The sequence below is a fragment of the Aeromonas aquatilis genome (assembly GCF_054052405.1).
Window position 1 is genome coordinate 23,459 of sequence record NZ_JBSTYP010000003.1, and the last position, 15,545, is coordinate 39,003.

Sequence of the window (15,545 nt, forward strand, 5' to 3'; positions counted from 1 at the left end):
CTATATCACTGCAAATACAGGAACTTAATGGTCGATCACACTTTAAAAGTGACCATCGGTGAAGTTTTCTAATGAAACCACATGAATTTTTTTCGTGAAAAGAGCTTCACTCGAGACGTGCAACCAAGGCCAATCTGTGCATAAAGAGAGTTGAATGGCACACAGCTTGAACCCGAACTCGGCACTTCAGTCGTGCAGAAGCCTGCTCATCAGGGCGATGCGACAACAAAAAGCCGGAGCAGATGGCTCCGGCTCATCGATAGGCACCGTCACGGCCACATTAGCGTGGCGATTCGTCGTTGTAGAGTCGCCGGATCTCGTTGCGCAGCCACATCACCTTGGCATCCTGATTGTGCCGCTTGTGCCACAGCAAGATGAAGGCGATTTCCAGCTGGGCGTAGAGCTTCTCGGGGAGCGGCAGCGGCATGGCGATCAGATTGCCGTGATGCCGACTGGCATAACCACCGCAGTAGGAAGGGGCCACCGCAATCAGCTCGTGGCTCGACTGGGAGGCAATATGCAGCGCCTGCTCGAAACTGGCGACCATGATGGGCACCTCCCGCTTCAGCCCCTCATCCTCCAGCAGACTGTCGAGGGCCCAGGTATCGTTCGCTTCCCACACCATGCTGATCTGGGGGCAGGCCAGAAAGTTCTCCAGCGACCACTTCTGCTCAAGCAGGGGGTGATCCTTGCGCAGAAAAACCACCGGACGATCGGTAAACAGCACCTCGTGATCGATGTAGTAGGGCAAGCGGTTGACCTTGGCCCGGGAGCGGCCATGGGTTTCGCGGGCGCAGAAGCCGAGATCTGCATCGCCATTGACTATGTCGTTTAGGGAGTGGTGATCCCACCCCAGCATCCTGACCACCGAGTTGGGGTACTTCTGGTAGATGGTCATGGGCAGATCGCTAAGGAAGCTGATGTAGAAGGGAGACTCCATCACCAGCGTGAAGCGTGCACCGTCGGGGATCGCATCGCTATTGAGCGAGGTGATGCTGTCGGTGAGTTGGAACCAGACCTTCAGCTCCTCCTCCAGAGTCAGGGAGAGGTTGGTGGGCTGCAACCCCTGCCGTACCCGCACAAACAGGGGATCGTCAAACCACTCCCGCAACTTGGCCAGAGACTTGCTCACCGCCGACGGAGTGACACAGAGCTTTTTCGCCGCCCCTGCCACACTGCGCTCCTGCATCAGGTACTTGAACACCACCAGCAGGTTCAAATCGAGTTCACCCAGATTGCGCATATCCCCTCTCATCTTCCATCAGCCCTGCGACCGCACTTCACGAAGCGCGAGCCATGGTAACAGCCCTTTGACAGCCAGGTAACTGAGCAGTGCCAGCAGCAGAGCGCAGATCAGCATCTCGGTCGGGGCAAAGCCAAGTTGGCCCAGCAGCCAGATATAGAGGCCGGAGAGGCTGATCTGCATGATGCAGAGCACCGCGCTAGCGAACGCCACATTGTGCTGGCAACCATCGAGCGCCTCCCCCATCGCCACCCCGAAGCCACAGGAGAAGCCAACACAGACCAGCGCAAACCCCGGCAGCAGCAGATGGATATCGCCCCCCGTCTGCCAGCCGCCGATCAGTGAGCACGCCGCCAGCAGATAGGAGAGATGAGACACCGCCAGCACCTTATGCTTGCCCAGCCAGCGCAGCAGCAGCGGTGTCAGGAAAGAGGTGGACATGCTCACCCCGGCCATCACCATCATCACGATGGAGTACTGCTCGGTGGTAAAACCAAACTCCTTCATCAGGATCAGCGGCGAGACGCTGACATAGACCAGAATGGCGGTCACGCTGGCACTGGTCAGCAGGGAGAGCAACATAAAGCGCGGCGAGCGCAGCAGGGCAAAGGGCAGCGCCGTGCCGCTGCCAGGTTGCCGGGCTGGGCGGGTCTCCTTGAGCAGCAGCAAGTTCACCAGACCGCTGACGGCAGCCACCAGCGCCATCGCCACGAAGATCGCGCGCCAGTCAAAATGGGACAGGATGAGATAACCGAGCACCGGCGCCAGCACCGGGATCACGCAGATCACCCCGTTGATCATCGAGAGCGCCATCGCCAGCCGCTCCTGACTCAGCACATCCCGCAGCACGGTAAAGGTCATGATATAGAGCGCACCGGCCCCGACTCCCTGCCAGAAACGGCCGAGGTAGAACTGGTTGATCCCCTCGGCATGACCCGCCACCAGCGAGGCGATGACAAAAATCAGCGCCCCCCCCAGCACCACCCAGCGCCGCCCGTAGCGATCGGCAATCATTCCCCCCAGCAGCACGGTGGCCGCCATGCCAAACAGATAGATGGAGAAGGCGGTGTGGATCTGCGCCTCGCTCGCCTGCAGGGTATCGGCAATCCGGGGCACGGCGACCAGATAGAGATCGATCCCGACCGGATAGAGGATGATCATCAAAAAGGCGCACAGTAGAAAAGTTCTCATGGAGGCTCCGTAACAGAAATCTGGCCCCTGTTCTGCCAAAAGCACGGCAAACAGCAGGCAAGCAAGTGACTATGCGGAGCACTATAGGGGGGGGCAACCACCACACCTAGTGAAGAGATGGCGAACGGTACATTCCAATCAGGAAATTTTGTCTCTACCATCGAGCCATTTAGGCAGCAAAACCCACCACAGCACGATTGCCGGAAATGGGCATACCTACAGTTACGCCGGGGTTGCCCCGGCGTAACTATCAATTTTGGACGCCTTGAACTCAGCCGATCACTCGGCCAACTGACTCAGGATGGCGTAGGCCGCCTTGACCCGGGCATCATTGGGATAGTTGCGGTTGGCCAGCATGACGATGCCAATCCCCTTGGCCGGGACAAAGGCGACATAGGCACCAAAGCCGTTGGTCGATCCCGTCTTGTTGAAGAGCCGCGGCTCCCCCATATCTTTGGGCGCGGCAAAGCGTTCCACCGGATTGGCCTTGTAGCTTACCGCCGGCGAGTTGCCTGCCAGCAGCGCCTGCTCGGTCACCGGATAGGCATAACTCTCCCAGCCCAGCCCCTGAGTCATCCCTCCTACCGAGAAGAAACCGGTATGAGTCATGGCAATGGCCTGCTGCATGGTTGCGTCACCGCGTTTGGTCATATTGGCCTCGACAAACTTGATGAAATCCGCCGAGCTGGTCTTGATGCCATAGGCCTCGTCCGCCAGCACTCCCGGATTGACCCGGATCGGTTTCTCCTCTTTGGCATAGCCGTAGGCGTAATCGCCCATGGCTGCCGCAGGCACCTTGAGGTAGGTGTGGGAAAGGCCGAGCCCCGGCAACAGAGTCTGGCTCATCAGTTGCTCGAAGGGTTGGCCCAGAGAGCTCGCAGCCAGATAGCCGAACAGACCTATGCTGGGGTTGGAGTACTCCCGTTGGGTACCGGCGGCAAAGAGCGGCGTCCATTGGCGGTAATAGGCCCGCATCTTGTCCACAGAGTCGACCGCATCAGGGAACTGCAGTGGCAAACCGCCAGCGCTGTAGGTGGCAAGATCGGCCATGGTCACGCCGTCTAAAGCGGACCCTTTCAGCCAGGGGGCGTGCTGGCTCACCTTGTCATCCAACTGAAAGCCCCCCTTGACCACGGCGTAGGCACCGAGGGTCGCGGTCAGGGTCTTGCTGACTGAGCCGATTTCAAACAGGGTCTGCTCGTTGACGCGCTGACCGCTCTCCCGGTTGGCAACGCCATAGTTGAAATAGTGGGCCTTGCCATCTTTCAGCACGGCAACCGCCATTCCCGGGATCCGGTACTCCTTGAGCACGGGTTGAATGGCGTCGTCCACGATGGCGGTGAGAGGAGCATCCTGTGCAGCAGAAGCGAATGAAGAGATCAGCAGGGAACCCAGTGTCAGCAGCGAGAGAGTTGTTGGTTGTTTCATGACATCTGTCTTGTGGTGAGTTGAGAAGTGCATCATAAGGACGCTTGGTGAGCTGAGCGTGAACAACTGTGAAGCCGGTGTGAAGTCATTGAAAAAACGGGTGATTTCAATGGTTTTACGGCCTACTGAGCCCGCCCTGAGCGACTGGCGTATAAGCTGTAGGTGCCAAAAGAGAGAAGCAAGATACGGACAAGCCGAAAGCGGGAGGAATAGTGAAATCACAAGAACAGATCACGGCGGTGCTGGCGGCACTGGAGCAAGTCATTCTGGGCAAGCCACTACAGCTGAAAATCGCGCTGGTGACGCTGATGGCGCGCGGTCATCTGCTGATCGAGGATCTGCCCGGTATGGGCAAGACCACCCTGGCCCACGCGCTGGCGCAGGTGCTGGGGCTGGCATGCCGGCGGATGCAGTTCACCGCCGATCTGCTCCCCGCCGACCTGCTGGGGCTCCAGATCTTCGACCCCCAACAGCAAACATTTCGCTTTCACCCCGGCCCCATCTTCACCCAAGTGTTACTTGCGGACGAGATCAACCGCGCCAGCCCCAAGGTGCAGAGCGCCCTGCTGGAGGCGATGGCAGAGGGCAAGGTGAGCATTGAGGGGAATACGCATCCCCTCCCCGATCCGTTTTTCGTCATCGCCACCCAGAACCCGGCGGATCAGGCGGGCACCTATCCGCTGCCGGAATCCCAGCTCGACCGCTTCGCCGTGCGACTCTCGCTGGGTTTTCCGCCACGAGAGGCGGAGCGTCAGCTACTGCGGGGCAACCAGCCGACTGACCCGTTGCCCGCCATGCTGAATGCCGCCGGACTCGCCGCCTTGCAAAGCGCAGGGGATGCCATCCATGTTTCCGATGCCACCCTCGACTACCTGCTGGCGCTGGTGCACCAGAGCCGCTTTGATGGGGATCTGCCACAGCCCCTCTCCCCCCGGGCGGCCCAGACCCTGCTGATGGTGAGCCGGGCCTGGGCGCTGGTGGCTGGGCGACGCTTTGTCACGGTGGAGGATGTGCAGGCAGTCTTCCCCTATGTGGCCGAGCATCGACTGCGGGGCAGCTTTGGCGTGCAGCACGGCGAAGCCTGTCCCCTGAGCCAGCGATTGCTGGCCAAGGTCGATCCGGACCATCCCTGATGAGCAAATTGCTTAGCCGTTGGCAGCAGTGGCGAGCCCGCTGGCAGCGACGCTGGCTCGACCGCCGCATTCCCCCGGCCCGCCAGATCACGCTGGGTACCCGCAGCCTCTTTATCCTCCCCACCCGCATGGGGCTGCTCTATCTGCTGGTGCTGCTCGCCATCTATCTGCTCGGCACCAACTACCAGAACAATCTGGTACTGCTGGTGGCCTACTGCCTCGGCAGCCTGTTTATGGCCGCCATGTGGCTGACCCACCGCAATCTGCTGGGGTTGGAGCTGCTGGGGATCTGGAGCTGCGGCTGGCGGTGCTGGCCTGGTGGTGCGTCGATTACGGCAAGCGGGGCATCCCCTTTACCCTGACACTGGCAAACCAGACGCTGGGGCCTGATAGCGGTGCCGCCTTTGTGCAGCGCTGCCTGCTGGCACTGGCCCAGTTCGATGCCACACCACCGAAGAGCACGCCCGATGCTGCTCGATAACCGCCGCCTGTTGCCACTCATCGCCCTGCAACAGCTGCTGCTGGTCGCGGCGCTCTGGCCCCAGTTGAAACTCTGGGTAGTGGCAGTGGGCGCCATCACCCTCGGCGTCCGGACCATGATGCTGTGGCGCGGCTGGCCGCCCCTGCCTGCCCGCGGGTTGGCGCTGCTGGCCATCACCACTGTGCTGTTGCTGGGGTTGCAGTGGCGTGGTCTGGGCACCCTGCCCGCCCTGATCAATCTGCTCTGGCTCGGCTATAGCCTCAAGATGATCGAGGTTCGGCGCGAGCAGGATATCGAGCTGGTGCTGCTGCTCGCCTTCTTTCTGATCGCGCTGGCGCTGGTACAGCGACAGAGCATCGGCTGGACGGCCGGAATGACAGTAGCGCTCTGGCTGGCAGTGACCGCGCTGGTGGCCGCTATAGCGCCCGAGCAAAAACGGCCTTGGCGCAGCGCGGGCGGCGCCCTGCTGCTGGCGCTTCCCCTGCTTATCACCCTGTTTCTACTGCTGCCAAGGTTCCCTCCCCTCTGGCAGATGCCCACCACTAGCCGCGCCCTGTCTGGGCTGGCGGAAGAGGTTGCCCCCGGCGATATCAGCGAACTGGTCAACTCCTCCGAACTGGCGTTTCGGGTCACCTTTGCCGATGGCCCGCCCCCTGTCCGCGAACGTTACTTTCCGGTGATGCGCCAAGAAGTTTTCGATGGCCAGCGCTGGTTGCTGAGCCCCGAGATCAGGGCGTGGCAACAGACAGTGCCGGTGCAAACCGGGCTCCCCCTTCTGGCATCCTCTTCACAAGCCAGTACTCAACTGGCAGATAACCCGTTGCCAGCCGGGAGCTACGAGGTGATCGCCGAGCCCCAGCGCCACCGCTGGGCCTTTGCCCTGAGTGAACCGCGTCTGCTGGTGGGCCCGGTGCTGCTTACCCCTCTCGACACCCTCTATCGGCAGGGGAGCGGCGAGGTGGCGATCCGCTATCGCATTGGCCGCGGCGAAGCGCAGCCAGAGGACGACTACCAAGCCGCCCAGCGCAACCTGCAACTGCCAGCCGGAGGCAATCCGAGAGCGCGCGCCCATGGCCAAGGGCTGGCCGCACGCCATCTGGATCGCGCAGAGCTGGTCGCCGCCCTGCTCGCGCAGTTTCGCAGCCAATCCTATTACTACACCCTGACACCACCACGACTTGGCAGTGACGGGGTGGATGAGTTCCTGTTCGATACCCGACGCGGCTTTTGCGGCCACTACGCCATGGCGACCGCTTTCGTGCTGCGCGCTGCCGGTATTCCGGCACGGCTGGTCACCGGTTATCTCGGCGGTGAGTGGAATCCAAGGGGCAACTATCTGGCGGTACACCAGTTCGATGCTCACGCCTGGGTTGAGTATCTCGATGAAGGAGGAACATGGCGGCGAATCGACCCCACGGCGGCAGTGGCCCCAGAGCGTATTGAAGGCGGCGTGAGGGAAGCGCTGAGCGACGAGTTTACCGCCGCCGACCCCCTCGCTTTGCAGCGTTATCGCAACTGGGCCCTGCTCAATCAACTGCGCTGGTGGGGCAACAATATCGACTACCAGTGGAGTCGCTGGGTGATTGGTTACGATGCGGGCCAGCTCTGGCAACAAATTGGCCTGCGCTGGCCAACCCTGGCAGGGCACACCCCCTGGTTGATCCTCGCCAGCCTGATGCTGGTCGCCCTGCTGGTAAGCCTGCCCCTGCTGTTGCCCGCCCGCCTGCCGCCAGAGCGGCGCATCTGGCAGCCCCTGCTCAAACGGGGCAAACGCAGCGGCTACCCACCCCAGCCCGCCCAGAGCATGGGGGCATGGTGCGAGCGGCTGGCACGGCTGCGTCCCGACCTTGCCCACCCCTTGTTACAGGCGGCCTGGCTCTACCGCCGCTGGCGTTATGCCCCCCTGACGAAGAGCCAGCGCCGCCGCATCTTCCAAGCCCTGAACCGCAGACTGCGCCAAGTGATCCGCAATTGGTCCGCGGCGACTAGAGACCCAGCAGCTCACCCTCACGCAGGGGAGTCGTACCGGCAATAAAAAGCACCTCCTCCCCGGCAACCACCAAGGGTGACAGCAGACGGGCATAACAGACACCTGCAACCCCGGCGTTGAGCTGGCAACGTTCGCCACTGGCCGGGTCCAGCAGTTCGGCCAAGGGTTGACCGACCACCACCGATTGCCCAGGGGAGACCAGATAGTGAACGATGCCGCCCATAGGGGTCTGCACACCTTCAACACCGGCCAGCGGCGTGGCATTGACAAGAGGAGACAACTCGGTGGAGAGCGGGCGCACCAGCCATCCTCGTTCGGTCAGCAGCTCGAGCAGTCGCTCGCAATCTTGCGCCATCAGATCGGGAGCCAGATCCCGCTGACCGCGCAGCTCCACCGTTACCGCCAGGGGCACTGGCCAGTCGGCCTCTCCCCGCAGGGCATACCAGTTCTGGAGCAGGGCATCGTCAAAGGACATGCCTCCCGCCTCTTCGGCGACCAGGATCGCCTTGGCACCCAACCGGCGCCCTATGGTTTCCAGCGCGCTCTGCTGGCGTGTGTTGCCATAAAAATGCACCACTGCTTCGCTGTCACAGTGCAGGTCCAGCACCAGATCGGCCTCCAGCCCCCAGCCAAACAGGGTCTGTTGCAACCGTTCCAACTCGCCATGAGGCTGCTGCTCGCCAAGTCGCGCCAGCAACAGCGCGCGAGCCTCATCTAGGCTGCCACACTGCTCACCGGCACGGGCCAATCTGGGATAGCTACGATTGAAGTTGCGCCCGCTACCCAGCTCGAAACGCCCTTCATGACGCCCAAGAAAACGCTGGTTGATGCCGATGGGGTTGGCCAAAGGCAACAGCCGGATGCGCCCCCGCAGTGCCCCTTCCTGTTCCAGACGGACCAGCGCCTCCCGCAACCGGTGCAACACCAGCACACCTGGCAATTCGTCAGCATGAAGCCCTGCTTGCAGATAAGCCAAAGGGCCCTTGTCACCAAACTCCCAAGCCTGAAGTTCATAGCGACCACTCCCGACGGGGGCAGGTAATTCCATCTTTATCAGCTTCATTGAAAACCTTATTCGTATTGGTCGTAATCGAAATATTTGTCGTTAATCTGCTTGTAGGTACCGTTGGCCAGGATGTTCTTGAGGGCAGCATTGATACGGGCAAGCAGAACCTTATCCTGATGGCGCACCGCGATACCCGAGCCCACCCCGAAGTAGTTGGGGTCATCCATGCTCGGCCCGAAGAAGTCAAAACCGGCAGACCCCTCGCGCTTCTTGAGCTCCATCCCGACCCCTATCTCGACCACGATGGCATTGAGTCGTCCCGCCTGCAGATCAAGCCAGGCCAGCTCCGGCGAGCCATAGGTCGTCACGGTAGCCCCCGCCTTGCCATAGATGTCACGAGCATAGTTTTCCTGAATCGACCCCATCTGGACGCCAATTTTCTGCCCCTTCATGGATTCGGGGTCGCCGCTCAGCGTTGTCCCCTTGACTCCGATGAAACGGGAGTAGCCCCCCTCATACTTGTCACTGAAAGCCACGGCCTTCTTGCGTTCCTCGGTGATAGCCATGGAGGCGACAATCGCATCGAACTTGCGTGCCTTGAGGGCCGGGATCATGCCATCGAAGTCATATTGAACGATCGTGCACTGCGCCTTCATCTCGCTACAGAGTGCGTTGGCTATATCTACATCGAAACCGGCCAGAGTACCATCTGGCTGGACCGTGCTGTAAGGGGGAAAGGTACCATCAGTGGCAATCCGGATTACGGGTTCCGCCGCCTGCAACGAACCGGTCAACAGCAGGGAGCCCAACAACAATTTGGCAATCTTCATGGTTAATCTCCTCATCCTTGGGACCTTCAGGCTATTGTATCCTTGCGCCGCTCAACATATACAATTCATTAACACTTCATCACACTGTACAGGCTCGAGGTTCAATACAGATGCCCCTATTCACTCTGGACCCCCGCCATGGCACTTTGGTGCGGCAATTGATGTTCGCCATCGAGCAGGGGATCCGCGAATACCGGCTGCACCCGGCCAGCCGACTCCCTTCGGTACGCCAACTCGCCAGCCAACTCGGGATCAGCACCTTTACCGTGGCTGATGCCTACAGCCGCCTTGCCCACAGCGGCCATCTGCTGGCGCGTCCCGGCGATGGCTATTACGTAGCGCGAGAGGAGCCGTCCACCCCGTTTCTACCACGGCCCACCCCTGGCCCCGGCTGGCTGACGGATCACCGCATCACACCAGCCCCCGAGCTTATTCAGCCGGGTGCTGGCTGGCTGCCCCCAGATTGGTACCCTAATGGATTACTGCAAAAGGCGCTGCGGCAACAGGCACGGGATCTCGACTGTGGTGGTCATTATGAAGAGAGCGCGGGCTGGCAGCCCCTGCGCCAACGCATCTGGTCACAACATGAGGGGCTGGGCTCTCATGTCACTCCCGATGGGGTGTTATTGACCCAGGGAGCAAGTCAGGCACTCTCGTTGGTGGTCCAAAGCGAGCTGAGGCCAGGAGAGACTGTGCTGGTAGATGACCCCGGTTATTGCAACCTGATTGCCCTGCTCGAGCAGAGCGGCATGCGCGTGGTGGGTGTGCCATGGACACCGCAAGGACCAGACTGCCAGCAACTCGCCACGCTGCTCAACGCGCACAGCCCACGCCTCTTCTTCACCAATCCTAGGCTACATAACCCAACCGGTGCTAGCTACTCGGCCTCCACCGCCTTTCGGGTGCTACAACTGGCCGAGGTCCACGACTGCCTGATTGTGGAAGATGACGTCAGCGCCCCGCTAGTGCGCGAGCCTGGCCCCACCCTTGCGGCACTGGCTGGTCTGGAACGGGTTATCTACATCGGCAGCTTTGCCAAGACTCTGGCCCCTGGCCTGCGGGTCGGTTACCTGCTCGGCTCGCCGGAGCGGGTCGATCGCCTCATGCGTCTGAAAGCGATTCACGCCATCTCTTCCTGTGGTCTGGCCGAACGGCTGGTGCTGCGGATGCTGGGGGAGCCGGAGCGAGAGCGGGAACTGGTACGACTGCGTGACCGCCTGCGGGCGGCCTCTGAACGCTGGGAGCGGGGACTGGCACGGATCGGTTGGCAACATTTTTGCCCGCCAGCGGGGGGATTATTCTCCTGGGTACGCCTGCCCGCAGACCATCAGGACGCGGCCAAGTGCGCTGAGGATGCCCTGGCGGCCGGTTTTTTACTCGCCCCCGGCAGTCAATTTAGGCAGGGGCAACCAGACACGCCTTGGCTGCGCTGCAACCTGGCCTACTCACCGCCAAGCCTGCTCGATTTTTTGCAGCGCTGGGCCGACCAATAAAAAGAGGGAGCCACCGGCTCCCCCTTCAGGTTTTAATCAAGAGGTCTAACTCACCGCTTGTTATTTTTTGGTCGGATTGTCCCAGATCCCCTCTTCCAGCTGGGAGCGGATCTCGGGGTATTTGTTGGCATCGAAGGTGGGCACCTTGCCCAGCCGGAGCTGGTCGTTGTAATCCTTGGCCAGCTTGATGGCAACGCTGGAGAGCAGCAGGATCGCCACCAGGTTGACGATGGCCATCAACCCCATGGAGACATCCGCCATGGCCCACACAATCGGCAACTCACCCACGGCACCGAACATCACCATCCCCAGTACGAACACCCGGAACAGCATCAGGCCGCCCTTGTGGTTGTGCTCGAGGAACACCAGATTAGTCTCGGCATAGGAGTAGTTCGCCACGATAGAGGTGAAGGCGAAGAAGAAGATGGCCGCCGCGATAAAGATGTTGCCACCGCTGCCAATCTGGGAGGAGAGCGCCCGCTGGGTCAGCTCGACACCGGTCACGCCGGAGCCCGGCTCAAACTGACCGGACATCAGGATGATGGCGGCGGTACAGCTGCAGATGATGATGGTGTCCATAAAGACCCCCAGCATCTGCACATAGCCCTGTGAGGCCGGGTGCGGCGGATAGGGAGTGGCAGTGGCCGCAGCGTTGGGGGCAGAGCCCATACCTGCTTCGTTGGAGAAGAGACCGCGCTTGATGCCGTTGATCATCGCCTGGGAGATGGCATAACCCATTGCACCTGAACCTGCCTGCTCAATCCCGAAGGCGGACTTGATGATCAGCATGAATACATGGGGCAACTCGGTGATGTTCATCGCCACGATCACCAGCGCCAGCAAGATATAAGCCAGTGCCATGAAGGGCACCACCAGCTCGGCAAAACGGGCGATACCACGAATGCCGCCGAAGATAATCAGGCCCGAGAGCGCCACCAGCGCCAGACCGCTGACCCAGTCAGGAATGCCAAACGCCACCTTCATCGCCAGACTGATGGAGTTGGCCTGCACCGCGTTGAACACCAGACCAAATGCCAGGATCAGGCAGAGCGAGAAGACCACTCCCATCCAGCGCATACCGAGGCCTTTCTCCATATAGTAGGCCGGGCCACCACGGTAGTTGCCATCCTCATCCTTGACCTTGTAGAGCTGGGCCAGGGTGCTTTCGACGAAGGCGGTCGCCATGCCGATAAAGGCAATCAGCCACATCCAGAAGATGGCGCCGGGGCCACCCAGATAGATGGCAACGGCCACACCGGCCAGATTGCCGGTACCGACACGGGCGGCGAGGCTGGTGCAGAGTGCCTGAAAGGAGGAGATGCCGGCGTTGTCCGATTTGCGGCTGTTCTTCAGCACGGAAAACATGTGGCCGAAGTGGCGGATCTGGATAAAACCCAGTCTGAAGGTGAAAAAGATACCGACCCCGATGAGCAGGTAGATGAGCACGGCTCCCCACATCAGGTCGTTTAGCATCGCAATCAAGGTGTCCATAATTCTCTCGTTGTTATTCACATCCATGGTCAGTCTGCGCTGACCGTTTTCTGTCTGTCGTTTAATTAGCGTTTCGCTAAAGGGGCGGAATCTAGCACAGCGGGAGAGGCCGGAATAGTGATCCCGATCACTCGGGACACAAAAAACGAACGGTAAAAGCCCATAAAGCTCCATTTAAATCGCAAACTTTCAACAAACTCAATAATTTAATCAGACAGGTCACCATTAAGCCCCATAAGAGAACCACTTTGATATATCCCTGATGAGTTATCCGAAAACGCAAACGCTTGCATGAAATGGCTTTCAAACGGGGATATTTCGCCAAACGTTTTCTCTGTAATTAAATTTCAAGTACGTAACAGGACAATTTGTGTGATCGACAACACAAATATGGATATTGGCTAAAAAAGTTCAGTTGAAAGCAAATCGGAGCGAGGTCGGAATGAAATGTAAAAAACCTTACTAATCATATAGTTTCAAGCCATAAAACGGGATAACTCAACAGCCTGAATGTTTAACAACCAAGCGCCCCTATTGCAGGATGCAGCACATCAGTATTAATTAGGCAGGCAATGACGATGGGCCGCCCCCATCGCGCTTTTCTGAGCCTGAGGCACCAAGATCCTGTAATTTTATTTCAGAACCACCGTCTCAAGCCCACAACCCAGGGATTACTCCCTCATTAAGAGATGATATTCGCTATGGCCGATAAATTAACCCAGCTGAAAGCCCTGACCACTGTTGTTGCCGACACCGGTGATATCGAAGCCATCAAACGCTATCAGCCCATCGATGCCACCACCAACCCCTCTCTGGTTCTGAAGGCCTCCGAGATCCCCGAGTACGCTCCGCTGATCGAAGACGCAATTAACTGGGCCAAAGCCCAGAGCCAGGACAAGGCACAGCAAATCATCGACGCGGGCGACAAGCTGGCCGTCAACATCGGTCTGGAAGTGCTGAAGATCGTTCCGGGCCGTATCTCCACCGAAGTGGATGCCCGTCTCTCCTTCGATACCGCTGCCAGCATCGCCAAAGCACGCAAGCTGATCCGTCTCTACAACGAAGCGGGTATCAGCAACGACCGCATTCTGATCAAGCTGGCCTCCACCTGGGAAGGGATCCGTGCCGCCGAGGTACTGGAGAAAGAGGGTATCCAGTGCAACCTGACCCTGCTGTTCTCCTTCGCCCAGGCCCGTGCCTGTGCCGAAGCCGGCGCCTTCCTGATCTCCCCGTTCGTGGGTCGCATCCTCGACTGGTACAAGGCCAAGCACAACCGTGACTACACCGCCAGCGAAGATCCGGGCGTAGTGTCCGTCACCGCCATCTATGACTACTACAAGCAGCACGACTACCCGACCGTGGTGATGGGCGCCAGCTTCCGCAACACCGGCGAGATCCTGGAACTGGCCGGTTGCGACCGCCTGACCATTGGCCCGGCCCTGCTGGAAGAGCTGAGTAAGACTGAAGGCGCCGTGGTTCGCAAACTGGACTACACCGGTGAGCGCAAGGCCAAACCGACTCCGCTGACCGAAGCCGAATTCCGCTGGGAACTGAACCAGGACGCCATGGCTCACGAGAAGCTGGGCGAAGGCATCCGCATGTTTGCCATCGACCAGGGCAAGCTGGAAACCATGCTGGCAAGCCGTCTGTAATCAGTTCTTTTTTCTGATAAAAACCGGGCCCCTACCAAGGGGCCCGGTTTTTTTCATGGGCTTTTTTAGCGCTGTCATAGAGTCGTCACGAAAACGTTTTAATTTCAGATTCGTTATGTTATACGGGTGGTGAAAACGATAAAAACCAAGGAGGGAGCCATGGAAATGTTCAACTTCGATTATGACGAGGTGGTTGAACTCGGTTCGCGTAGCCGCGGGACAACGGGAAAAAAACGTAAATGGCGTGAAATCGAGGCGTTGAAAGACAAGCACCGCCTGCAGAAGGAGCTGCAATCCATCGATATCGCCTATGAAGGTCTTACAGACGAGATTGAACTGTAATACCACCAGACACCTGTAAAAGCGCCCCGCACAGCCGGGGCGCTTTTTTATGCCGCTATCGGATGATCAAGCGGCTTGTCATGCCACCGCTAGCAATGCCACAGGATGCAGCGGGCAGGCGACAGACAACGCGTTGCCACAGTCCCTGACAGCCCTCACCAACGGCATGGCATACCAACCCTGTTCCTCACCCGCGAATGCAGACCTGCGCTGTTTCAGGACGCATTGGGACACTCATCTGAATGGCAGATCAACCGCAATAAAAAGCCCCCGTCGATGACGGGGGCCTGAATACTCGGGAGTGACGGCTGCGCTTAGCAGTAGCCGTAGCCCAGCAGACGCTGGTAGCGCTGCTCCAGCAGTTGCTCGGTATCGAGCGGACGCAGGGCGTCAAGATCCTGCTTGATGCGGGCCTTGAGGTTTTTGGCCATCTTCTCCACATCGCGGTGGGCACCGCCGAGGGGCTCGTCGATCACGTGGTCTATCAACTTGAGCTCTTTCAGACGCTGGGCAGTGATCCCCATCGCTTCGGCAGCTACGGAGGCCTTGTCAGCGCTCTTCCACAGGATGGAGGCACACCCTTCCGGCGAGATGACGGAGTAGGTGGAGTACTGCAGCATGTTGACGCGGTCGCCCACGCCGATTGCCAGTGCACCACCTGAACCGCCCTCACCGATCACGGTGCAGACCACCGGCACGGTCAGACCGGCCATCACTTTCAGGTTGCGGGCAATCGCTTCAGACTGGCCACGCTCTTCGGCACCGACGCCGGGGTAGGCGCCCGGAGTGTCGATAAAGGTGATGATCGGCATCTTGAAACGCTCGGCCATCTCCATCAGACGCAGGGCCTTGCGGTATCCTTCCGGACGCGGCATGCCGAAGTTGCGCTTGATCTTCTCTTTGGTCTCGCGACCCTTCTGGTGACCAATCACCATCACCGGCTCACCGTCGAGACGGGCGATGCCGCCGACGATAGCCTTGTCATCGGCATAGGCGCGATCGCCAGCCAACTCGTCGAAATCGGTGAAGATATGCTCGATATAGTCAAAGGTGTAGGGGCGCTGGGGATGACGCGCCATCTGGGATACCTGCCAGGCACCCAGATCACCGAAGATCTTCTTGGTCAGCTCTTCGTTTTTCTTCTCCAGCCGGCGGATCTCGTCTTTCAGATCCACGGCGTGATTGCCTTCACTCACATGTTTGAGTTCATCAATCTGCGCCTGCAACTCGGCAATCGGCTGTTCAAAATCCAGAAAAAGACTCAT

Annotated in this window: 12 protein-coding genes and 1 pseudogene; 6 read left to right on the forward strand and 7 right to left on the reverse strand. The window is 59.5% G+C overall.

From position 1 onward, the window contains the following. Window positions 1-280: 280 nt before the first annotated feature. From yidZ to ampC, 3 genes are all read right to left on the reverse strand, one after another. The gene (yidZ, locus tag ACW5W8_RS01735; RefSeq protein WP_498626130.1) at window positions 281-1,243 is read right to left on the reverse strand and encodes an HTH-type transcriptional regulator YidZ; all 963 of its coding nucleotides are present in this window, start codon (window positions 1,241-1,243) and stop codon (window positions 281-283) included. An 18-nt stretch (window positions 1,244-1,261) separates the two neighbouring features. After that, on the reverse strand, window positions 1,262-2,434 hold the full coding sequence (locus ACW5W8_RS01740; RefSeq protein ID WP_498626131.1) for an MFS transporter: 1,173 nt from the start codon (window positions 2,432-2,434) through the stop codon (window positions 1,262-1,264). Window positions 2,435-2,713: 279 nt separating this feature from the next. Further along, window positions 2,714-3,862: an FOX/MOX family class C beta-lactamase gene (ampC, locus tag ACW5W8_RS01745; protein ID WP_498626132.1), complete on the reverse strand. Its 1,149-nt coding sequence runs from the start codon at window positions 3,860-3,862 to the stop codon at window positions 2,714-2,716. Window positions 3,863-4,074: 212 nt separating this feature from the next. Between ampC and ACW5W8_RS01750 the strand changes: the two genes are divergently transcribed. The 3 genes and pseudogenes from ACW5W8_RS01750 (at window position 4,075) to ACW5W8_RS01760 (ending at window position 7,511) form a co-directional block, all read left to right on the forward strand. Continuing rightward, entirely contained in the window at window positions 4,075-4,995 is a 921-nt protein-coding gene (locus ACW5W8_RS01750) for an AAA family ATPase (protein ID WP_498626133.1), read from the forward strand. Continuing rightward, window positions 4,995-5,476: pseudogene (locus ACW5W8_RS01755) on the forward strand (hypothetical protein). Before ACW5W8_RS01750 ends, ACW5W8_RS01755 begins: the two are co-directional and overlap by 1 nt. Further along, window positions 5,463-7,511 carry a transglutaminase TgpA family protein gene (locus ACW5W8_RS01760; RefSeq protein WP_498626134.1) on the forward strand — a complete coding sequence of 683 codons (2,049 nt, stop codon included), beginning with the start codon at window positions 5,463-5,465 and terminating at the stop codon, window positions 7,509-7,511. Before ACW5W8_RS01755 ends, ACW5W8_RS01760 begins: the two are co-directional and overlap by 14 nt. On the opposite strand, the gene ACW5W8_RS01765 is transcribed toward ACW5W8_RS01760, so the two are convergent. After that, entirely contained in the window at window positions 7,462-8,529 is a 1,068-nt protein-coding gene (locus ACW5W8_RS01765) for a hypothetical protein (RefSeq protein WP_498626135.1), read from the reverse strand. The genes ACW5W8_RS01760 and ACW5W8_RS01765 overlap by 50 nt on opposite strands. An 8-nt stretch (window positions 8,530-8,537) precedes the next feature. Next, window positions 8,538-9,302, reverse strand: coding sequence for a transporter substrate-binding domain-containing protein (locus ACW5W8_RS01770; RefSeq protein WP_498626136.1), 765 nt, complete (start codon window positions 9,300-9,302; stop codon window positions 8,538-8,540). A gap of 110 nt (window positions 9,303-9,412) precedes the next feature. Here ACW5W8_RS01770 and ACW5W8_RS01775 point away from each other — a divergent pair, with 110 nt between their 5' ends. Next, window positions 9,413-10,795, forward strand: coding sequence for an aminotransferase-like domain-containing protein (locus ACW5W8_RS01775; protein ID WP_498626137.1), 1,383 nt, complete (start codon window positions 9,413-9,415; stop codon window positions 10,793-10,795). Between the two features lie 60 nt (window positions 10,796-10,855). On the opposite strand, the gene ACW5W8_RS01780 is transcribed toward ACW5W8_RS01775, so the two are convergent. Further along, window positions 10,856-12,286, reverse strand: coding sequence for an alanine/glycine:cation symporter family protein (locus tag ACW5W8_RS01780; protein WP_498626138.1), 1,431 nt, complete (start codon window positions 12,284-12,286; stop codon window positions 10,856-10,858). A 701-nt stretch (window positions 12,287-12,987) separates the two neighbouring features. Between ACW5W8_RS01780 and tal the strand changes: the two genes are divergently transcribed. Next, a complete protein-coding gene (gene tal, locus ACW5W8_RS01785) occupies window positions 12,988-13,938 on the forward strand; it encodes a transaldolase (RefSeq protein ID WP_498626139.1) in 951 nt (316 codons plus the stop codon). A 159-nt stretch (window positions 13,939-14,097) separates the two neighbouring features. Beyond that, entirely contained in the window at window positions 14,098-14,280 is a 183-nt protein-coding gene (locus ACW5W8_RS01790; RefSeq protein ID WP_005338547.1) for a DUF3545 family protein, read from the forward strand. 314 nt (window positions 14,281-14,594) lie between these two features. Here the strand turns inward: ACW5W8_RS01790 and accA are convergent, their stop codons facing one another. Continuing rightward, a complete protein-coding gene (gene accA, locus ACW5W8_RS01795; protein WP_005338549.1) occupies window positions 14,595-15,545 on the reverse strand; it encodes an acetyl-CoA carboxylase carboxyl transferase subunit alpha in 951 nt (316 codons plus the stop codon).